The 21,234-nt window shown below is 70.9% G+C and carries 13 protein-coding genes; 7 read left to right on the forward strand and 6 right to left on the reverse strand.

Features of this window, described 5'->3' with window-relative positions:
- Nucleotides 1-472 precede the first annotated feature (472 nt).
- From AC559T_RS25590 to rpmH, 6 genes are all read right to left on the reverse strand, one after another.
- Nucleotides 473-2,626 (reverse strand): hypothetical protein, encoded by a 2,154-nt coding sequence (locus tag AC559T_RS25590; RefSeq protein ID WP_498870337.1) that lies wholly within the window; start codon nucleotides 2,624-2,626, stop codon nucleotides 473-475.
- A gap of 203 nt (nucleotides 2,627-2,829) precedes the next feature.
- Nucleotides 2,830-3,432 (reverse strand): Jag family protein, encoded by a 603-nt coding sequence (locus AC559T_RS25595; RefSeq protein WP_498870338.1) that lies wholly within the window; start codon nucleotides 3,430-3,432, stop codon nucleotides 2,830-2,832.
- 231 nt (nucleotides 3,433-3,663) lie between these two features.
- Nucleotides 3,664-5,049 carry a membrane protein insertase YidC gene (gene yidC, locus AC559T_RS25600; RefSeq protein ID WP_071065014.1) on the reverse strand — a complete coding sequence of 462 codons (1,386 nt, stop codon included), beginning with the start codon at nucleotides 5,047-5,049 and terminating at the stop codon, nucleotides 3,664-3,666.
- A 12-nt stretch (nucleotides 5,050-5,061) separates the two neighbouring features.
- Nucleotides 5,062-5,568: a membrane protein insertion efficiency factor YidD gene (yidD, locus tag AC559T_RS25605; RefSeq protein ID WP_071065015.1), complete on the reverse strand. Its 507-nt coding sequence runs from the start codon at nucleotides 5,566-5,568 to the stop codon at nucleotides 5,062-5,064.
- Complete coding sequence (gene rnpA / locus AC559T_RS25610) at nucleotides 5,565-5,930, reverse strand: ribonuclease P protein component (RefSeq protein WP_020464713.1); 366 nt, start codon at nucleotides 5,928-5,930, stop codon at nucleotides 5,565-5,567. Before rnpA ends, yidD begins: the two co-directional genes overlap by 4 nt.
- 32 nt (nucleotides 5,931-5,962) lie before the next feature.
- On the reverse strand, nucleotides 5,963-6,100 hold the full coding sequence (rpmH, locus tag AC559T_RS25615) for a 50S ribosomal protein L34 (RefSeq protein ID WP_071065016.1): 138 nt from the start codon (nucleotides 6,098-6,100) through the stop codon (nucleotides 5,963-5,965).
- Nucleotides 6,101-7,208: 1,108 nt separating this feature from the next.
- On the opposite strand from rpmH, the gene dnaA reads away from it, so the two are divergent.
- The 7 genes from dnaA to AC559T_RS25650 all read left to right on the forward strand — a co-directional run bounded on the left by dnaA (nucleotide 7,209) and on the right by AC559T_RS25650 (nucleotide 21,206).
- On the forward strand, nucleotides 7,209-8,792 hold the full coding sequence (gene dnaA / locus AC559T_RS25620) for a chromosomal replication initiator protein DnaA (RefSeq protein WP_071065017.1): 1,584 nt from the start codon (nucleotides 7,209-7,211) through the stop codon (nucleotides 8,790-8,792).
- Between the two features lie 2,103 nt (nucleotides 8,793-10,895).
- Complete coding sequence (gene dnaN / locus AC559T_RS25625; RefSeq protein WP_112108064.1) at nucleotides 10,896-12,056, forward strand: DNA polymerase III subunit beta; 1,161 nt, start codon at nucleotides 10,896-10,898, stop codon at nucleotides 12,054-12,056.
- Nucleotide 12,057: 1 nt separating this feature from the next.
- Nucleotides 12,058-13,419 carry a DNA replication/repair protein RecF gene (gene recF / locus AC559T_RS25630; protein WP_112108063.1) on the forward strand — a complete coding sequence of 454 codons (1,362 nt, stop codon included), beginning with the start codon at nucleotides 12,058-12,060 and terminating at the stop codon, nucleotides 13,417-13,419.
- A 211-nt stretch (nucleotides 13,420-13,630) separates the two neighbouring features.
- Complete coding sequence (locus AC559T_RS25635; RefSeq protein ID WP_112108084.1) at nucleotides 13,631-14,164, forward strand: DciA family protein; 534 nt, start codon at nucleotides 13,631-13,633, stop codon at nucleotides 14,162-14,164.
- A gap of 289 nt (nucleotides 14,165-14,453) precedes the next feature.
- Nucleotides 14,454-16,451, forward strand: coding sequence for a DNA topoisomerase (ATP-hydrolyzing) subunit B (gene gyrB, locus AC559T_RS25640; protein WP_112108062.1), 1,998 nt, complete (start codon nucleotides 14,454-14,456; stop codon nucleotides 16,449-16,451).
- Between the two features lie 196 nt (nucleotides 16,452-16,647).
- Nucleotides 16,648-19,161 (forward strand): DNA gyrase subunit A, encoded by a 2,514-nt coding sequence (gene gyrA / locus AC559T_RS25645; RefSeq protein ID WP_112109229.1) that lies wholly within the window; start codon nucleotides 16,648-16,650, stop codon nucleotides 19,159-19,161.
- A 107-nt stretch (nucleotides 19,162-19,268) separates the two neighbouring features.
- Complete coding sequence (locus AC559T_RS25650) at nucleotides 19,269-21,206, forward strand: DUF3566 domain-containing protein (protein ID WP_498870339.1); 1,938 nt, start codon at nucleotides 19,269-19,271, stop codon at nucleotides 21,204-21,206.
- The last annotated feature ends 28 nt before the right edge of the window (nucleotides 21,207-21,234 follow it).

The following is a 21,234-nucleotide window of genomic DNA, read 5'->3' on the forward strand; positions in this document are numbered from 1 at the left end:
GGTCCCCCGGACCCGTCCAACGGCCACAGCGGATGGAACCTGAACGCCTTCTTCGGGCCCGGTCGGCCTTCTCCTCGTTCGAGTACGTTGTCAGCAACATGCCTTCCGGACCACCGATCAGTGGCTCCTCGGGCCACTCACCTGGTCGGGCCAGATCTCGTCGCACCAGAACAGTTGGCCAAGGTCTGCGGAGCCCCACATGTCCGGCCAGCGCGAGCGACGAATCCGGACGGCCACAGCAGTCAGCGGGCCCGCGGCGGGAACCCGGCGGGGGCATCGGGTCCGCGGGGGAGGCGTTGGGGATTGGCCCGCCCTCCGGTCGGACGGAGTCACCGACCCAGGCATAGCGGTGCCCGGCCGACTCAGTTGGCCGCGCCGACCGGGCCGAGGCGCGTCAGGTGATGCGCCGGACAGGCGTTGTGCCGGAAATTCAGTGCCAGGAATTAAGCGGCTCGGCGACGTTTCCCGTGAATCATCCGCGGCTCGCGACTGAAGGCTTCGGGCAGTCGGAGTAGACCGTGACCGAACCGGTCAGCCGGAACCGCCAGCTCTCACCGGGGCACCAGCCTTCATCCCGCAACGCCGCCAGCCCCGGAGCCATCGCGGCCGCATCGATATCGAAGACGAAGACGACGAGACGTCCGGGTCGGCGAGGCCTCTCCAGCTGCACAGCAAGTGGCACCAGCCGGCCCACGGAATCACGGAGGCCGGGATCGACGAAAACGGTCTCCGCACGGACCACCCGGGGCGGCTCGGTCCTGGAGGTGGTTCCGGCGCCGGTCCCGCCCGCGGCGGTTCCGGGGGCACGCTCCACGCGGGGCCGGGGGAGACCTTCGGGCGCCTGGGGGGCGTCCGTGCTGACTTCCATCGCGTAGATCCAGCCTGGGCGGGCGAGCCGGCCGCCGACCACGACAAGATCCCCGGGACGAACCAGCCGCCGGGTGGCCACCGCCGCGTCCACCATGAGGTCGAGGCCGCGCATCCGATCCCGCCGCTCCCAGACGAGCCTGTCACCGGACACAGCACCCGACAGCGCCACGCCCGCCGCGAGGACCACGAGCAGGATCACCGCCACCACACCGCTCGCATCGACCACGCACCGGGCGGCCGGGGTGCGCCCGACATCCAGGACACGCGGGACGAGCGGATCGGCGGGACTATCCGGGTGATCCGGAACGGCCGTCACGTCGGCGGCGTCGGTGACCTCCGGGTCTCGCGATGTGCGGGGGGCCGGCACGGCACCCGAACAGCGGACGGCGTGCCAGGCCCGACCCGCCCGGCGGGCGGCGAGGCGGATGACGCGATCCCCACCAACCACGACGACCAGGATGAACATCGGCACGACGAACTGGTTCGTCCTCGTCGGCCCGAACGGCCAGAAGCGGGCGGCGCTCGCGCCCAGCATGAGCAGCTCCGCCCCGGCGAGAGCGCCGAGCACGCGGCGGCCGTCCGACCGGCGGGCGAGCGCGGCGGCGCCAATCGCCCCGAGCAGGACGATCACGGGGGCCAACAGCCCCGGCAGGTACACCGGAAGATCGACAAATCCGGGCACCAGACTGGGATCGAACTGGTCGATCCCAGGCGGTGAGCCGGTGCCGAACCGCCACAGCTGTTCGGCGACGAAACTCACGGCCTGCCAGGGGTTCCGCCCGGCCAGGAACTGCGTGTCCCAGTAGCCCCCGGCGCGCTGCGCGGACTGGTGGCCGATGAAGAGAAGCGTGTGCGCGGCGACGAGCACCACACTCGGCAGCGTCTCGGTGATCCTCCGCCGCCGGTCCGGGCCGGGCAGGACGTCCATCACCGCGAGCGGAATGACGAGAAAGATCGCCGGGACGGAGAACAGGGAGATCGCGCCAGCTGCCGTCCGGCGGACGAGACGACCACGGTCAACCGAGCCGAGACGGACGGGCGGACGGACGTCCCCGCCGCTGTGAACACCGCCGGCTCCGAAGCCGATTCCGGAACCGGGCGCCGGGCCAAGCCACAGCAGGACGACGGCGACCGCGGCAAGGGTTTCGATCGTGTACGGCTTGAGCTGGGTGGCGAGGTCGAGGAAGGTCGCGTTCAGGCAGAGCCAACACACCGCGAACAGGGCGGCCACGGTTCCGGAGAACCGCCGGGTGAGAACGGCCGTCAGCGCGCCGAGCGCCGGCAGCGCGGCGAAGCCCGGCAGCCGCAACGCCCAGCTGTGCCAGCCGAACAGATCCCCGGAGAGCCGGGTGACGCTCAGCCATCCCAGGGCCGACGGCGTGTTCGCGGCGGCCAGCTCAGACCACAGGGTGCCCACCGGCTCACTGACGAAATGCCCGCGCCAGATCTCGTCGTACCAGAATGGTCGGTCGAGGTAGGCGCGCAGCAGCACCACGAGAGCGATGAGCGCGAGCGCGACGAATCCCGGCAGCCACAGCCGCGACCAGGCCCACTGTCGCGGCCGAGCCCTCCGGGCCCACCGCCGCGGCTGAGCCCGGAGTCGCAGCCAGCCCCATGGCCGGGCCCGGGGAGGGAGGTCAGCGGACGCGGAATCCCGCTCCAGCAGCGCGGGCCCGCTCGCCGCGGACGGGTGTTCGCCGATACCGCCGAGGTCAGCCGGCCCACCGAACCCACCGAGCTCGGCGGCGATGGTCACGGGCGTCGTGGTCGGTTCCGGTGGCGGCCCGCCCACTCTCGGCAGCACCACTGGCGCCCTCGTTCCCCTCGCCGTGCATCCGACGTCCAGGGCAGCGGACGCCCACGGCATCACGGCCGCGCACGGTGTCAGAACCGTGCGCGAGCGTCAGATCCGCGGTCGGTTCCCTGCCCCGGACAAGCTCCGGCGACGGTACACGGCCGTCAGTCAGGCAGAACGACGACCCGGCGGGTGGGCTCCTCGCCCTCGGACTCGCTGCGCACGCCGTCGATCGTGGCGATCACGTCGTGCACGACCTTGCGCTCGAAGGGCGTCATCGCGGCCAGCTTCTGGGGCTCGCCGGTGTCGACGACCCGCTCCGCGGCGTTGGTCGCGACCTTCCGCAGCTCGATGCGGCGACGGGCGCGGTGACCGCCCACGTCGAGCATGAGCCGGCTGCGGACACCCGTCTTCTGCAGCACGGCGAGCCGGGTCAGCTCCTGCAGCGCCTCGAGGGTCTCACCGCCGGGCCCGATCAGCTTGTCCAGCCCGTCCCCGACCACGGCGACGACGGCACGCCCGCCCTCGACGTCGAGATCGAGGTCGCCGTCCATGTCGACGATGTCGAGCAGGCCCTCGATGTAGTCGGCCGCGATCTCGCCTTCCTGCTCGAGGTCGGCGAGCCGGCGCTCGTCGGAGCCGTGCGAGCCGTTCGAGCTCGTGGTGTCCTCGACCGCGGTCGTGTCGGCCCCGGCCGTCGGGCCGTCCTCGTTGGCCTCGTTGGCCTCGGGTCCTTCCACGGCCAGGTCAGGTGCCGAACCGGTCATCAGCGTTACTCCAGGGGAAAGGGGGCGGCGATGCCGAGCGTACGGGACGTCCGGGCGCCGCGGGGTCAGCGCGGCGGTTACGGGGGGCAACCGCCCGGGACGAACCGGGGCGTCCAGGCCGGACGGGCCGTCCAGCCCGGACGATGCCTGTGGTCGGGACCGGGACCGATGCCGGGCCAGGCCTCCAGGCGGCGACCGGGCGCTTGGCCGGGCGCGGCAACCGCCAGCTCATCAGCGACGCCCGCCCGGTCGCTTGCCCTTCCCCCGGCGCTTGGCCGGCCGCGACCCACCGGGGGCGCGGCGCATCCCCGCGGGAACCGGCGGCGGAGTGGATCGGGAGGCGCCCTCCGACTCCGCGACACCGTTCGACCGGGACGTGCCCGCTGCCGCCGTCGCCGAACCGGGGGTGGTTTCCCGGCCGGAGTCCGCGATCTCGCTCGTGGCGGCCGCCTTCCCCGCGCCGCCGGCGGCCTCGGCCGTCGTGGCCTTGGGTGTCGTGGCCTTGGGTGTGGCCTTCGATCCGGCTGCCTTGGCCGGGGTCTTCGGCTTGCTGGCGGACGAGCCGGATCGGGAGCGGGTTCCGGGCGGGGCGCTCGACACTCGCTCACCGGAGCCGACAGAGACCCCCGAACCGGAGTCTCGCCCGTTCTCACCCGCCGCCTGGCCGCCAGCGCCGGAATCCGCGCCCTTCGTCAGGGACGTCGTGGCGGGACGGGGACGGCTCTTCGACTTCGCGCCCGCGCGGGCACCCGGGGCAGGCCGGGAGACGGCGGCACCGTCAGTCGGCGCCGTCCGGGCGCCGGGCACCTTGCCGCCCGCACCGAGCGGCTTGATCGGCGGCATCTTCTTGATGACGAAGAACTGCTGCCCCATGCTCCACAGGTTCGTGGTCAGCCAGTACAGCAGCACGGCGATCGGGAACTGGAATCCGAAGATCGCCAGCATGAGCGGCGAACCGTACAGCAGGATCTTCTGGACCATCGCCTGCTGCGGATCGACCGGCCCGGTCCGCGCCATGATCTGACGCTGGGTGAGGAAGGTCGTCGCCCCCATCAGGACGATCAACACGATCGCGAGGATCTTGACGTTCGTCCCGTTCGCGCCCAGGAAGTCCAGCGAATCCTGGGACGAGCCGAACTCGCTCGACAGCGAGATACCCCAGAGCTTCGCCTCGGCGATCTGCTCCACCTGGTCGGCGGACAGACCGACCCGTGGGCGCCACACCAGCGAGCCGCCGGGGCCCTCGTTCATCGGAGCGAGGTGGGTGAAGACGTGGAACAGCGAGATGAACAGCGGGATCTGCAGGAGGATCGGCAGACAGCCGAGCAGCGGATTGCCATGCTCCTTCTGGAGCTTCATGATCTCCGCTTGCATCTGCTGCTTGTCGTGCCCGTACTTCTCCTTGATCTCCTTGATCCGGGGCTGCATCATCTGCATGGTCCGCTGGGACTTCACCTGCTTGACGAACAGCGGGAAGATCAGAATGCGGACGGCGATGACGAGCAGGATGACCGACAACGCCCACGCGAAGAAGCTGTCCGCGCCGAAGATCGGCCCGAGACCCCTGTGGAAGAAGACGATCGCGTTCGCCGCGAGATGATAAAGCGGATCCAACACCAGACTGTCTCCTCACACCCGCGTTCCGCGACGGGAACCGACGATCTCGGAACGCGTCCCCCGGTGGAGGGACGCAGTGCCATGCCCGTGCCTCGTACCCGAGTCGACGGCGCCCACCGGACCCGAGGCCGTCCGGCACCGATCGGTGCCGGGATCGACGGACCCTCCGGGCGCCTCACCGGGCACCGGGTCGTAACCACCCGCGGAAAGCGGCTGGCAGCGCAACAGCCGGCGGATGGCCAACAGGCCACCGATGACGCCGCCGTGGCGGGTCACCGCTGTCAGCGCGTAGGCACTACAGGACGGCTCGAAGCGGCAACAGCCCGCGTTCCGCCCCGACCAGCCGGCCCGGTAGACCCTGACCGCCGCGACGAGGATCCAGGCCAGCGGGCCCCGCACCGCGTCACCGGACGTCCTGGCCAGCGTGGCGAACCTGGCGGACGCCGCGAGGGCGACGAAAACGAGATCGACGAACGCCAGGACGGCGACCGCGATGCCCACGCCGGCGACCGCGCTCATCCCGACCGCGCCGATCGCTGGGGGCGCGGGGAACGGACGGTACGAAAGGCGGAGTCGAGTGAACGGCCGAGATCGGCCGACGACGAACCCGCCGCATCGGGTAACGCCCTGATCAGGACAGCGGTTCCCGGTGGCAGCGAGGACAGCCGTGAGCGCGTCTGCTCGCGCAGCCGCCTGCGGACGCGGTTACGCACCACCGCGTTACCCACCCGGCGGCCGACGACGAACCCGGCTCGAGGCGGGCCGTCCACATCGGTTTGCACGCTGTGGACAACGATTGACCCTGCCCGAACGCGCCGGCCGGAGCGCCCGACAAGGGCGTGTTCCTGCCTGGTACGAACTCGGGAGCCCCGGGGGAGCATGACTGACGGCGGCGGGCGCGCTCACTCCGCCGTCAGGCGGAGAGCTGGCTGCGGCCCTTACTGCGACGGCCGGACAGGATGGCGCGGCCCGCGCGGGTCCGCATCCGGAGCCGGAACCCGTGGGTGCGGGCCCGCCGGCGGTTGTTCGGCTGGAAGGTGCGCTTACTCACGTGAGAACTCCGGAGACACAGGCGGGTGGGAAACCGGCTGGACGCCGGTCGTGGCTGGAACCTTGGTGACGGGACCAGAACCCGGGCGACCGACCGCCAGGAGCCCTCAGCCGAGGAGACCTGTCGCCGGAGCCCACGTCCGTGAGGTCAGGCCCGCGAGATCAGGCCCAGCACAAAGCCAGGCCCACGAGCCGACCGCCGCCGTGGTTCGCCCTAGCCTACACACGATGCCACCAACGCCGGCTCCGTCCGGACCACAGGCCACGACAAGGTTGCCGGACGGACACCGTGGGGGCACCCTGGATCGGGTGCCCCGGGACGGCTGTTAACGTCTGACTCTCTGTCCACAACCCGGTCCGTGAACCGCCTGCCACTCCTCCGACCACGCGGACTCCATGGGCGGACGCTGGCGGACTCCACAGGCAGGGGACCACGCGGGTGGGGGCACCATCACCGACCGGTCTCGCCGGCGCACCCCCTAGAGTGGTCCGCCCAGTGGTCCGCGCGGCTGTCGTCCACTTCGTGGGCCGGTCGCCGACGCCACGCCGGATGCGGTGTCATGTCCATGCACAGGTTGTGGACGACGATGTGGAGAACCGCCTTCGGAGGAGCAGCACGCCGCCCGCGCGCCCGGCGGGTCCGGTGCCCTCACGCCGGGGGTCCACGTCCATCGACCGCGGCGACACGGAACAATCCTCGGCTACACAACAGCCGCGCATCCTGTCACCATCACCCTCTTAACCACCGGGAACCTCTCGACCACCAGCGCACGAACCGGACACGAACCAGACTTGAACCACCGGCGGCACCCGTCCCCGATCAGCCCGCCCGACAGCGTCGTCGGCCGATGGCCGCGTCCACCCGAGCGGCCAGGTCCCGCCGGCACGGCGGCGCCGCCGGCACGGCACTGTCGTCGGCACAGCACCACCACCTGGTCGGGCACCGCACCACCGGCCGGAACCGCCCCACCGCCGGTCGGCAGTGTCGCCGGCCCGACACAGCTGACGCCCACCGACGCAAAGTGACCACAGTGCCAGCCAGCGACTCCGGCTCCCGGCGGTCGTGTGGTCCCGCCCGAGAGCCACGAAGAGCCACAAGGAGCCCCCCTGTGACCGACCTCAGCGCCGACTCCGTCGCCGGTCAGCCGTCCCGGGGAGCCGCGCCCACCTCGGAGCCGGACCTGTCGGCGGTGTGGGAGCAGGCAGTGGCGGGCGTCGCGGACGGGACGCTCTCCGGCCAGCAGCGCGCGTGGCTGAGGCTGACCCGTCCACTCGGCCTCGTCCAGGACACCGCGCTGCTCGCCGCGCCGAACGAGTTCACGAAGGACCTGCTCGACTCCCGGCTGCGACCGTTCCTCTCCACCGCGTTGTCCACGGCCTACGGCCGGGAGATCCGGGTCGCGGTCACCGTCGAGCACACGCCGGACCCGGAACCGATGACCGGTCCCCTCACTCTCCCGGGCACCGACCCCGGCGGCGGCCCCCGCTCGCTACTCGGAACCGGCCACGAGCTCCGGCCGGGGGAGGAACACCGAGGCGAGGACCGCCGGAGCGAAGATCGTCTCGACGGACGTCTCGAGGGTCGGGTCGACGGGGCGCCCCCCGGGCGGATGGCCCCGGGCCTGGGCCGCGACCCGTCGCCTCGCCCGTCCGAACCAGCCCGACTCAATCCCCGCTACCTGTTCGAGACCTTCGTCATCGGTGACAGCAACCGCTTCCCACACGCCGCCGCCGTGGCGGTCGCGGAGGCCCCGGCGAAGGCCTACAACCCGCTGTTCATCTACGGTGACTCCGGGCTGGGCAAGACTCACCTGCTGCACGCGATCGGCCACTACACGGTCAAGCTCTATCCTGAGAGCAAGATCAAATATGTGAGCATGGAGGAGTTCACCAACGACTTCATCGCCTCGATCCGCGACGACCGTCAGCTCGCGTTCCAGCGTCGCTACCGCGACATCGACGTCCTGTTGGTGGACGACATCCAGTTCCTCGAGAACAAGGAGCGGACGCAGGAGGAGTTCTTCCACACCTTCAACGTCCTGCACGACACCGAGAAGCAGATCGTCATCAGCTCGGACCGCTCGCCCAAGCAGCTCTCGGCCCTCGAGGACCGCCTGCGCAGCCGATTCGAGTGGGGGCTGATCACCGACGTCACGCCGCCCGACCTCGAGACACGGATCGCCATCCTCTCGAAGAAGGCCGCCACCGAGCGGCTGCCGGTCCCCCCGGACGTCCTCGAGTACATCGCCACACACATCGAGCGCAACATCCGCGAGCTCGAAGGGGCGCTCATCCGGGTCGCGGCCTTCGCCAGCCTGAACAAGTCCCACGTCGACCGCACACTCGCCGAGATCGTGCTGCGCGACCTCATCCCTGACGCGGCCAACCCGGAGATCACCGCCGCGGCCATCATGAACGCCACCGCGGCGTACTTCGGTGTCTCCATGGAGGACCTGTGCGGGACGTCGCGCAGCCGGGTCCTGGTGACAGCCCGTCAGATCGCGATGTACCTCTGCCGTGAGCTCACCGACCTGTCCCTCCCGAAGATCGGCCAGCACTTCGGCGGACGGGACCACACCACCGTGATGCACGCCAACCGGAAGATCCGCGGTCTGATGGCCGAACGCCGGGCGATCTACAACCAGGTGACCGAACTGACCAACCGCATCCGCGCCCAGGCCCGACACGCCTGACTCTCGATCACTCTCGGCACCCTTCGGTGTGCACACTCTGCATCGACTGAGCCGCTTGGCGTAGCGCCCGGGGGCGGCGACGCGTCCGGGGGCGGCTTCATCTTTGATCCCGCTCCGGGGCCGGAATCACGTCCGGGGCGGATTCGTCTCGAGGCCCTGGCTCTGGCCGTGGCACCGTGCCCGGCACGTGCCCGCACACCGAACTCCACCTGCCACGGCAGAAACCGGAGCGACCACTTTGTTCGGGTTGAGGTTCTTGCGCTGCCGGGCCGGGGAGGCCGCGTGGGGGCTTTGACACTTTTGCCGGACTTCTGATTCCGGATTTTCCCGAAACTCCTGGCTCGAACGGCTCCGCGCGCAATGCACAGCGCCGGCTGCCGAATCCTCGCGCGACGTGAGCGACCGGCGCATCGCGCCGGGTCCCAATCCGGTGTTCGCCCGGGATCCGGTGTTCGCCCGGGATTCCGACGCGAATGTGTCAGCCAAGCCCGGCCCGCCGCGACACCCTCGCATCGTCCGACCGTTCCGCTGCGACCACCGAGTCCGACGGAAACCCCCGCAAGACGACATGCAAACCACAACCAACACCGCACGAACCCCGAGCCGCGTCGTGCAGGCCTCGAGCGGCCGGGGAGTCGGCGAGCCGCGGGGACACGGGGACACTGGGCGGGCACAGGGCCGCCGGACACGGGCCGACCGGACACCCGGACACAGCGACACAGGGCCGACCGGACACGGGAGCCGAACCGACACGAACATTCGACGCGCTAGGGCTGGGCGGAGGAAATCCCACAGTCCGGGCCGGCCAGTGCACTGGTGTCCACGCGCGTCCAGGCCCGGGCGCGACTCCGAGTGCACATCGGCGTTCGGGTCCGGTGCTCGTCCAGTGCGCATCCGGCTCCGCGTCCGGGGTTAAGCCTGCGTTCAGGTTCGAGCTCGAGTCCGGTCCGGGCCCGGTCCGAACAGACGTCTGGTCGGAGTCTGAGTCCTGTCCGAGCGGGGGTGCCGATCCGAGTCCGCATCCGAGCGGGGCGTTCTCGGTCGGCGCTGCGAGCGGAGGACCGAGTCGGCGGAGAACGGGTGGGGTGACCGAAACGGTTGAGAGCCCACTGCGTGGCATTCACCCACAGCTTGTGGAAAAGGCTGTGGATAACAGGTGATTCCCGACCTGCGAAGAACCGGAGTCGACCGCTCGAGCGCGGCGGGCCGATCGTCGAGCGGGTTCCAGGCGGACTCCAAGTGGCCTTCGAAGCTGGGGACAGTGGCCTCGTAACCTGTGGGTAGCCAGTGGATGAACGTGTGTACAGCCTGTGTGCATCTGAGGGTCACCTGTGGAATCGATCAAGCCCTGGGGATAAACCCCTTGATCATCCACATCGGCACCCCCAGGATGCGCACAGGGCCTCAGCGGGTCTGACCTGGGAAAACGGCCGTTTTCCACAGTTTCCACAGCCCCTACTACTACTACGAACTAGATCTTCTTCAGAGAGATCAAAACCTCGAAGCAGTAGGAGCTGGGGACAACCTCAAATTTCGATCATGGTGTGGCCTGGCTGCCCGAAACGAGCGCACGGAGCGATGCGGCCGCTGCCCTCGGTCAGCCGCCTCCCCGTCGGGGCATCCCGCGAAACCTCGACCGCCGTCCGGGAGTCGTTCCTCCGCTGCGCGGCACGTGGACGGATCACCAACGCGGGTCCGCACGACCAGCGCCACCGATGCGACCGGTGGCATCAGCGCGACCTGTGTGGCCCCTGGCGAGATGCGGAAGATCACCCCGGACACCCCGGACGCGGGTGACCTTCAGGCGCCACCGCGACGGTCAGCCGTCCGGTCTGCTCGCCGCGGATCTTCGATCCGCCGGTGCGGGGGGTGTGCCCGGTCGTCGAGCCCGGTGTGCCACCCTCGGAACACAGACCACCCACCGCCCGCTCGTGGCGCTCTGGGATGCTGGATCGGGTCAGGCTGGTGCTCGACTGCCCGCTCCCTGCCGACGAGGCGGGCGGCGCGCGTCAGGTGTTCGGCTCGGCGTAGCTATGCCGGTGATGTCAAGTTCCGCGAGCGGCCGTGGGAACGGCCACCGCGGGACGACGGGAGGACATGTCCATGAGGTTCCGCGTGGAACGGGACGAATTCACCGACGCGGTGGCCTGGACGGCCCGCACCCTGCCGAGCCGGGCGACCACGCAGTTGCAGGTCCTGGCCGGCCTGCTGCTCGACGCCACCGGTCCGGCGCTCAAGGTCGCCGCGTTCGACTACGAGGTCGCCGCGCAGGGTGAGCTGGACGCCACCGTCACCGAAGAGGGCCGGGGCCTGGTCAACGGCAAGATGCTCGCGGACATCACCCGCTCCCTGCCCGCGGCGCCGGTCGACGTCCACGTTGACGGCACCCGCCTCGTCGTCGCCTGCGGCAACGCCCGGTTCGCACTACCGATGCTGCCCGTCGACGACTACCCCACCCTGCCGCCGATGCCGGAGATCACCGGGCACATCGAGGGCGCCGCGTTCGGCAGTGCCGTCGCGCAGGTCGCCGTAGCCGCGGGCCGTGACGACACCCTGCCGGTCCTCACCGGCGTGCGTCTCGAGATCGACGGCGACACGCTCACCCTCGCCGCTACCGACCGTTACCGCCTCGCCGTGCGCACGCTCAAGTGGCGCCCTGCGAGCCCCGATGCGTCCGGCGTCGCGCTCGTCCCGGCCCGCACCCTGCTCGACACGGCGAAGAGCCTGTCCGGCTCGGGCGTCGAGGTCGCCGTCGCGCTCGGCACCGGTCCCTCCGGGGAGACGCTCGCCGGTTTCGCCGGCAACACCCGCCAGACCACCACGCGTCTGCTCGAGGGCACCTTCCCGCCCTACCGCAAGTTGCTGCCCGACAGCTCACCGCTGATCGCCCAGCTCGAGATAGCTCCCCTCACCGAGGCGGTCAAGCGCGTCGCGCTCGTCGCGGCCCGCACCGCCCCGGTGCAGCTGACGTTCACCCCCGACCACCTCGTCCTCGAGGCAGGTACCGGCGGCGAGGCCCAGGCGTCCGAGACTCTGCCCGTCACCTATGACGGGCCTGAACTCACGGTCGCCTTCAACCCCGCCTACCTGCTCGACGCCCTCGGCGCGCTCGAGTCCGACATCGTCCGGATCGGGTTCGCCAGCGCCGAGGACGCCGCGCTTGCCGCGAGCAAGCCCGCGATCCTCACCGGCAAGGGCGGCGACGACCAGACCGAGATCCCCGACTACCGCTACCTGCTGATGCCGATCCGACTCAACGGGTGACGTGCATCTCACCCACCTGTCCCTGACCGACTTCCGCTCGTACGCCCGGCTGGACCTCGTCCTCGAGCCAGGTGTCACGACGTTCGTGGGTTCGAACGGTCAGGGCAAGACGAACCTGATCGAAGCGATCGGATTCGTCGCCACGTTGGGTAGCCATCGTGTCGCGAACGATGCTCCGCTCGTCCGCGAGGGGTGCGGGCAGGCCGTTGTTCGGGCCCGGATCGTGCGCGGTGACCGGGCCGCGCTGGTCGAGATGCAGATCGTGCCCGGGAAGGCGAACAGGGTCCGCCTGAACCGCGCCCCAGTGGCCCGGGCCCGCGACGTGGCGGGACTGCTCGCCACGGTCCTTTTCGCCCCGGAGGACCTCGCGCTGGTGAAGGGCGACCCGGCCGAGCGGCGGCGGTTCCTCGACGACCTGCTGGTCGCGCGGTCGCCGCGGATGGCGGCGGTGCAGTCCGACTACGACCGGGTGCTCAAGCAGCGCTCGGCGCTCCTGCGGTCGGCGGGAGCCGCCCGCCGCGCCGGTGGCCGGGGCGACCTGCGCACGCTCGACGTCTGGGACAGGCATCTCGCCGACCACGGCGCGGAGCTGCTCGCGGCCCGCCTGGCGCTGGTCGAGGAGCTGCGGCCGCGGGTCGAGAGCGCCTACGCCGCGGTCGCGGGCCAGGACGCGCCCACCGGCATCGAGTACCGCTCGACCGTGACGCTCGATTCGTCACCCGATCGGGCCTTGTCGCCAGGCCGAGCTGGCCTGGGCGAGCCGGACGGGGACGCCGGCCGGAACGGAACCGGCGCCAGCCCGAATCACCCGAGTGGCTCGGGTGACCCCGCGAGCGGGAACGGCGGTGCGGGCGACACCGAGGTCGGCGACACCGAGACTGGCCGCGCGGGTGACGGTCGCACGGAAGCCGGCCGCGCAGAGGTTGGCCATGGGGGAGGTGCCGTCGGCGGCGCGGCGACTCGGGCGGCGCTCGAAGAGGCGATCCTCGCCGGTCTCGCGGCGGTGCGCACCCAGGAGATCGAGCGCGGTGTGACGCTGGTCGGTCCACATCGTGACGATCTGCTGTTGTCAGTGAACGGGCGGCCGGCGCGTGGCTATGCCAGCCACGGCGAGTCCTGGTCGCTGGCGCTCGCGCTGCGGCTGGCCTCGTTCGAACTGCTCCGCGCGGACGACCGGGAACCGGTGCTGCTGCTCGACGACGTGTTCGCGGAGCTGGACACCCGCCGTCGCGTGCGGCTGGCCGCCCTGGTCGCTGACGCCGAGCAGGTACTCGTGACCGCGGCGGTCGACGCGGATGTGCCGGCGGAGCTTGCCGGTGTGCGCTTCGAGGTGGTCTCCGGGGAGGTGTGCCGTGCCGGCTGACGGACTGGCCGACGGACCAGCCGACCGCGCGGGAATGTTCCCGCCGACCGCGCGGCCTCCGGTGTCCGGGCCGGCAGGGCGCGATTCGTCGGCGCCCTCGCGGGCGAAGCCGTCTGCGGCGTCCGCGGCGGGAACGCCGCGCGTGCAGGCATCGCAGGCCGTTCCTGACGCAGGCTCGCCCGCGGTGCGCGGGGCCGATCTCGCCCGGCAGATGCTCGCGCGGGCGAAACAGGACGCGCGAGCGCGGGGGACGACCCGCCCAGGTGGCGGGGCGGGTGACGGCAGTGGCGGCCGTGGCGGTGCGGCCGGGCGTCGTAGGCGGGATGACTCCGGCGATCCGCCCGCGCGCCAACGGCTGCCGGGCATCGCCGCGCCGGGCCGGGAGTGGCGGACGCCGATGAACTTCGGTTCGGCCGTCGCGCGCCTCGTCGCCGAGCGCGGCTGGCAGACGCGGGCGACTGACGCGTCGGTACTGGCGCGGTGGGATGTCCTGGTGGGGCCGAACATCGCGGCGCACTGTTCCCCGGTCTCGCTGCGGGACGGGGAACTGGAGCTGGTCGCCGAGTCGACGGCCTGGGCAACGCAGCTGCGCATGCTCTCCCGGCAGATTCTCGGCATTCTCCGCAAGGAACTCGGGCCGCACGTCGTCCGGCGCATCACGGTGCGGGGCCCGGCCGCACCGTCATGGAACCACGGCGGCATGTACGCGTCGGGCGGCCGTGGCCCGCGGGACACATACGGATGACGGACCAGCTCCCGGCGCATCCCGGAGATCACGCCGAGGGCCACCCCGGCCAAGTCGGAAGGGTGCTGGCGGGCCCGGAAACGGGTCCGCGGGGCCGCCGGGACGCGGCTTCAGTCGCCCGCCGGTCGCAGAGGCGCGCAAGACTGCGGGCGGCGCGGAGCCGGTAGGGGAGGTCACCGGGTCGAAGTTCGGGGCCCTGCGCACGGCTGAGACGGCACCTTGCGTCCGTTACGGCGGGTTGCCAGGTAGACTGAGTGGTACTTCCGTCCAGAACGAGGGGACCTGCCGCGTGGCCTACGACGCTAGTTCGATCAAGGTTCTCGAGGGTCTCGAAGCGGTACGCAAGCGCCCCGGCATGTACATCGGCTCCACCGGGGAACGGGGCCTGCACCACCTGGTCTACGAGGTCGTGGACAACGCGGTGGACGAGGCGCTCGCTGGCTACTGTGACACGATCAGCGTGACCCTGCTGGCCGACGGCGGCGTACGCGTCACGGACAACGGCCGCGGGATCCCGGTCGGCGAACACCCCGTCAAGAAGATCCCGACCGTCGAGCTGGTGCTCACCACGCTGCACGCCGGCGGCAAGTTCGACGGCGAGTCGTACGCGGTCTCCGGTGGTCTGCACGGTGTCGGCGTGAGCGTCGTGAACGCGCTCTCGACCCGGCTCGACGTCGAGATCCAGACCGAGGGCCACAGCTGGTTCCAGCCCTACGAGAACTCCCGTCCCGCGCGGCCGCTGGCGCAGACCGGCACGTCGAAGAAGACCGGTACGACCATCACGTTCTGGGCCGACCCCACGATTTTCGAAACCACCACGTACAAGTACGAGACGCTCTTCCGCCGCCTCCAGGAGATGGCGTTCCTGAACAAGGGCCTGTCCATCACCCTGCGGGACGAGCGCGGCAAGGCCACGGCCCCGGCCACGACCACGGAGGAGCCGACCGAGGCCGCCAAGCCGGTCGAGGCAGTCGAGCCGACCGAGGTCACGTTCAAGTACGACAACGGCCTGGTCGACTTCGTCGGTCACCTCAACGCGACCAAGGACGCGGTCCACCGCAGCGTCATCTCGCTGGAGTCCAAGGGCACGGGCATCGAGGCCGAGCTCGCGATGCAGTGGAACTCCGGCTACAACGAGTCGGTCTACACCTTCGCGAACACGATCAACACCCACGAGGGCGGAACCCACGAAGAGGGCTTCCGTGCTGCCCTCACCAGCGCGGTCAACGCCTACGCGAAGGACCAGAACCTCCTCAAGCCGGTCAAGGCCGGTTCGAAGAACTCCGACGAGCGGCTCTCCGGCGACGACATCCGGGAGGGCCTCACCGCGATCATCTCGGTGAAGCTCGCGCAGCCGCAGTTCGAGGGCCAGACCAAGACGAAGCTCGGCAACACCGAGGCCAAGAAGTTCGTCCAGGAGATGTGCTACTCGGCGCTCAAGGACTGGTTCGAGGTCAACCGCACCGAGGCCCGCTCGATCGTCAGCAAGGCGCTCGACGCGCAGCGCGCCCGCATCGCCGCCCGCCAGGCCCGTGACCTCACCCGGCGCAAGGGCCTGCTCGGCGGGACGGGCCTGCCCGGCAAGCTCGCCGACTGCCAGTTCACCGACCCCGAGCGGTGCGAGCTGTACATCGTCGAGGGTGACTCGGCGGGCGGCTCGGCCAAGGGCGGTCGTGACTCGAAGTTCCAGGCGATCCTGCCGCTGCGCGGGAAGATCCTGAACGTGGAGAAGGCCCGCATCGACCGGGTTCTGAAGAACACCGAGGTCCAGGCGCTCATCCAGGCGTTGGGCTGCGGTATCCACGACGACTTCGACATCGCCAAGCTGCGCTATCACAAGATCGTGCTGATGGCGGACGCCGATGTCGACGGCCAGCACATCCGCACACTGCTGCTCACCCTGCTGTTCCGGTTCATGCGCCCGCTTGTCGAGGCCGGGCACGTCTTCCTCGCGCAGCCCCCGCTCTACAAGATCAAGTGGGGTCGTGAGGACTGGGAGTACGCCTACTCCGACCGGGAGCGCGACGGCCTGCTCGAACAGGGCGTCGAGGCCGGCCGCAAACTGCCCAAGGACGCGATCCAGCGATTCAAGGGTCTCGGCGAGATGAACGCCACCGAGCTCTGGGACACCACCATGGACCCGGACAAGCGGATCCTGCTCCAGGTGACGCTCGACGACGCCGCTGTCGCCGACGAACTGTTCTCGGTCCTGATGGGCGAGGACGTCGACGCGCGGCGCAGCTTCATCCAGCGCAACGCGAAGGACGTGCGCTTCCTGGACATCTGAGCCAGCCTGCGCTGGGGCGGGTCCGGGCTGACCGGGCCGATCGACCCGTCCCGGCAGCCTGGCACATCGACTCCGATCCCGGCGGACCTGCGAGTGAGCGGCCCGCGGAAGGCGTGGCCCGGACCGGGCCATCCCCGCGACCCGGCGCCCGGCCCGCCCCAGCCGACTCATCGCCCCCACTGCCTGGAAGGACCCCGTGGTCGACGTCCTACCCCCGCCCCCCGGCGACCGCATCGAACCCATCGGCATCGAAGTCGAGATGCAGCGGTCGTACCTCGACTACGCCATGTCCGTCATCGTCGGCCGTGCCCTGCCGGAGGTGCGTGACGGGTTGAAGCCCGTCCACCGCAGGGTCCTGTACGCGATGTACGACGGCGGTTACCGGCCTGACCGGGGGTACTTCAAGTGCTCCCGCGTCGTCGGTGACGTCATGGGTAACTACCACCCGCACGGCGACTCGGCGATCTACGACACGCTCGTCCGCCTCGCCCAGCCGTGGTCGCTGCGTTACCCACTGGTCGACGGTAACGGCAACTTCGGCTCACCGGGCAACGACCCGCCCGCCGCCATGCGGTACACCGAGGCCCGGATGGCGCCGCTGGCCATGGAGATGCTGCGCGACATCGACCAGGAGACGGTCGACTTCGCGCCGAACTACGACGGCCGCTCACAGGAGCCGCTCGTCCTGCCCAGTCGCTTCCCCAACCTGTTGGTGAACGGCGCGGGCGGCATCGCCGTCGGCATGGCGACCAACATCCCGCCGCACAACCTGGTTGAGGTCGCCAAGGGCGTCCAGTGGGCGCTGGATCACCCGGATGCCACCGCCGAGGAGCTGCTCGAGGCGCTCCTCGGCATCATCAAGGGCCCGGACTTCCCGACCCACGGCCTGATCGTCGGGCGCAACGGCATCGAGGATGCCTACCGCACCGGTCGCGGCAGCATCCGGATGCGCGCCGTCGTCAACGTCGAGGAGAACAAGGGCCGGACCCAGCTCGTCGTCACCGAGCTGCCGTACCAGGTCAACCCGGACAACCTCGCCGAGAAGATCGCCGAGCTCGTCCGGGACAACAAGGTCACCGGCATCTCGGACGTCCGTGACGAGACGTCCGCGCGCATCGGGCAGCGGCTCGTCATCGACCTCAAGCGCGACGCCGTCGCCAAGGTCGTGCTGAACAACCTGTACAAGCACACCCAGCTGCAGGACACCTTCGGCGTCAACATGCTGGCGATCGTCGACGGCGTGCCGCGCACCCTGCGCCTCGACCAGATGATCTCCTACTACGTCGAGCACCAGGTCGACGTGATCGTCCGGCGGACCCGCTACCAGCTGCGCAAGGCCCGCGAGCGGCTGCACGTCCTCGACGGTCTGCTGATCGCGCTCGACCACCTGGACGAGGTCATCGCCCTCATCCGCAACGCGGAGTCGGCGGAGGTCGCACGCGGCCAGCTCATGGAGCGCTTCTCGCTCTCCGAGATCCAGGCCACCGCGATCCTCGACATGCAGCTGCGCCGCCTGGCGTTCCTCGAGCGTCAGCGCATCATCGACGAGGCCGCCGAGCTGCGCGCCAAGATCGACGAGCTGGAGGCGATCCTCGCCTCGCCGGCGCGGCAGCGCGAGATCATCGGTCAGGAGCTGGCCGAGGTCGTCGAGAAGTTCGGCGACGAGCGGCGGACGCGGCTCGTCCCGTTCGAGGGCGACATGTCCGTCGAGGACCTCATCGCCCGCGAGGACGTCGTCGTCACGGTGACCCGCGGCGGGTATGCCAAGCGGACCAAGACCGACCTCTACCGCTCGCAGAAGCGCGGCGGCAAGGGCGTGCAGGGCGCGGCGCTGCGCGAGGACGACATCGTCGAGCACTTCTTCGTCACGACGACGCACCACTGGCTGCTGTTCTTCACCAACAAGGGCCGGGTCTACCGGGCGAAGGCGCACGAGCTGCCCGAGCAGGCGCGCAGCGCCAAGGGGCAGCACGTCGCGAACATCCTCGCCTTCAGCCAGGACGAGCGGATCGCCGAGGTGATGGCGATCCAGGACTACCAGGCCGCCCCCTACCTGGTGCTCGCCACCAAGCGCGGCCTGTGCAAGAAGACGGCGCTGACCGACTTCGACTCCAACCGCGCCGGCGGCCTGGTCGCCATCAACCTGCGCGACGACGACGAGCTGATTTCCGCCCGTCTCGTCGCTCCCGGTGACGACCTGCTGCTGGTCAGCCGCAACGCCCAGTCCATCCGATTCCACGCCGACGACGAGCAGCTGCGGCCGATGGGACGGGCGACGTCCGGCGTGATCGGCATGCGGTTCGACGATGCCGACGAACTGCTCTCGATGGACGTCGTCATGCCGGAGAGCCCCGCGGATCTGCTGGTCGCGACCAGTGGCGGCTACGCGAAGCGGACGCCGCTCGCCGAGTACCCCATCCAGGGCCGAGGCGGCAAGGGGGTCCTCACGGCGAAGATCGTGTCGACCCGGGGCGGTCTGGTCGGGGCGCTCGTCGTGGAGCCGAACGACCAGCTCTACGCCATCACATCCAATGGCGGTGTGTTGCGTACCGTAGCGAAGGATGTTCGCCGGGCACAACGGCAGACGATGGGCGTACGGCTCATCGACCTGGAGGCCGGTGTGCAGGTGGTCGGTGTGGCGCGCAATGCTGATGCCAACGACAGTGACGGCGACGGCGAGACCGCCGGGTCGGACGGCACGGCGGGCTGAAGCCGGTGACGTGACGTCCCGGGCGGCCACGGCGCGCGTCGTCGGTGGCACGCCAGGACCACGGGCGTGAAGCCACACGTGCGACCAGGAGTGGACGGGGAGAATCCGTGAGCGACAGTCAGAATGACCGGCCCGCCCGGTCGGCCGTCCACCGCGCATCCCCGGCCCGTCCGGAGCAGCGCACCGCGGCCGTGGCCGGTGGCGCGCCTGTCGGTGGTACCGCCGCCGGGCGCGCCGCGGCTGGCGGTACCACCGCCGGCGGTGCCTCCGTGGCTGGTTCCAGCCGGTCCGGCACGGCGAAGGCCGGGCCCGTGGGCGCGGCACCAGGCGTGGGTTCCGGTGCCGGTGCCGGAACTGGGATCGGCAAGGGAGCTCCCGGGACAACCGGCTCCGGAACCGGCGTGAGCTCGGCGGCGGGGGGCGGTGTGGGTGGTCCCCGCTCGACACCGGGAAAGGCCGACGGAGAGTCCAAGCGCGCGTTCCTCCCCGGCACCGGCCGTCCCGCCGACGGGCGTCCCGGGACCGATGGCCGTCCCGCTGAGGGCCGCTCGGGGGAGGGGCGTCCGGCCGCGGGGGGCGGGGCTGGATCGGGTTCACGCGGTCCGTCCCGGCCCTCCTCCGGATCGGCATCGCCCGGAAAGGGTGCCCCCGGATCGGCGTCGCCCGGCACCTCCGGATCGGCGTCGCCCGCGCGTGGCACGGGCGCAAGCGGTGCGGGCGCGGGCGGGGCGGCGAGCCCGTTCTTCCAGCGTCCCGGGCGGGACGAGAACGACCCGTCCGACCGGGACGGTGCGGGTGGCCAGACCAGTCAGACGACACGCCTCGACGTCGGCGGGACGGCAGAGCCCAAGCTGCTGAGCGCCTCGGCGACCGTTCCGGGCTCGTCCTCGGCCGGCACCGGCGGCGGGACGGACCGCGCGGCCCCCGCGCCGCGCGGCGGTGACTCCGACCCCGACGAGACATCACGGCCGCCAGCCGGCCGGCAGCCCGCCCGCGACGCGGACGCGGCCAGGCCGGCGGGCGACGGCAGGAAGCCGACCGAGGCGACCCGCGGGGCCGGCGCGGGCACCTCCAAGGACGCTGCCCCGGCGGCTGGCAAGGGGGCATCCCGAACGGGCACGCGAGCGGACGCCGCCCGACCGGACGCCGCTCGCCCGGATACATCCAGAGCCGAGACGACGAGAAAGCCCGATGCGCAGACCACCGTCAGAAGCCCGGCGGCACGCCCCGGCACACCGGTCGACCCACCCCGGGACAGCGACACGATCTCGCTGGTGCGACCGAACCTGCCCAAGCGGGGCTCGAAGCCCCCGGCGGACCGCGTCGGCGCGGACGTGAAGACCTCCCCGGATCGCGGCGCGGTCACAGACCGCATGCCCGCCGAGCGCCGCCCCACCCCTGAACCGGTGCGGGCAGCCACTCCGTCGACCCGGCAGGCGCCGCCGGCGGGCCGCACAGCCCCCTACGACCGCCCTGGGACGCCGCCAGGGCCGCTGCCGACGTCCGGAGGTGTGGGCCCGAACGGTCTGTCCACCGAGCCGTTCGACCGGGTCGACGACGCCGACCACGGCCGGCCCGGCGGTGCTCCTGGACCACAGGGTGGTCCCCCGCGGGGTCAGCAGCAGCCGGGCGGCCGTGAGCCGGGGCGGGACACCGCTGGCCAGGGCCCACGCCGGGGCCCCGCCGGTGGCCGGCGCGCCCGCCTGCGGGTCTCCAGGGTGGAACCGCTCTCGGTGACCAGGCTCTCGTTCGCGTTCTCGTTGTGCGTCTTCCTGATCATGATTGTCGCCGTGGCGGTGCTGTGGTTCGTGCTGAACTCGATCGGGGTCTTCGACAGCGTCACCAAGGCCGCTGACACCCTGACCGACGGCACGAACGCCAACGTCTCAGGCTGGCTGTCCTTCGGGCGGGCGATGCAGATCACCCTGCTGGTCGGGGCGATCAACGTCGTCCTGATGACGGCGCTGGCGACCCTGGGCGCACTGCTCTACAACCTCTGTGCGGACATGATCGGCGGGCTCGAGGTCACCTTGAGCGACCAGTAGCCGATCCGCCGGAATTCAGGGGGCGGCG

The sequence above is a fragment of the Frankia sp. Hr75.2 genome (genome assembly GCF_949319125.1).
Taxonomy (GTDB): domain Bacteria; phylum Actinomycetota; class Actinomycetes; order Frankiales; family Frankiaceae; genus Parafrankia; species Parafrankia soli.

Excerpts from the sequence above, each read along its gene's own strand:
- AC559T_RS25595 (WP_498870338.1), bottom strand. The coding sequence starts at position 3,432 with ATGACCGGTTCGGCACCTGACCTGGCCGTGGAAGGACCCGAGGCCAAC.
- dnaN (WP_112108064.1), top strand. The coding sequence starts at position 10,896 with ATGAGGTTCCGCGTGGAACGGGACGAATTCACCGACGCGGTGGCCTGG.
- AC559T_RS25635 (WP_112108084.1), top strand. The coding sequence starts at position 13,631 with ATGCTCGCGCGGGCGAAACAGGACGCGCGAGCGCGGGGGACGACCCGC.
- yidD (WP_071065015.1), bottom strand. The coding sequence starts at position 5,568 with ATGAGCGCGGTCGCCGGCGTGGGCATCGCGGTCGCCGTCCTGGCGTTC.
- rnpA (WP_020464713.1), bottom strand. The coding sequence starts at position 5,930 with ATGCTCCCCCGGGGCTCCCGAGTTCGTACCAGGCAGGAACACGCCCTT.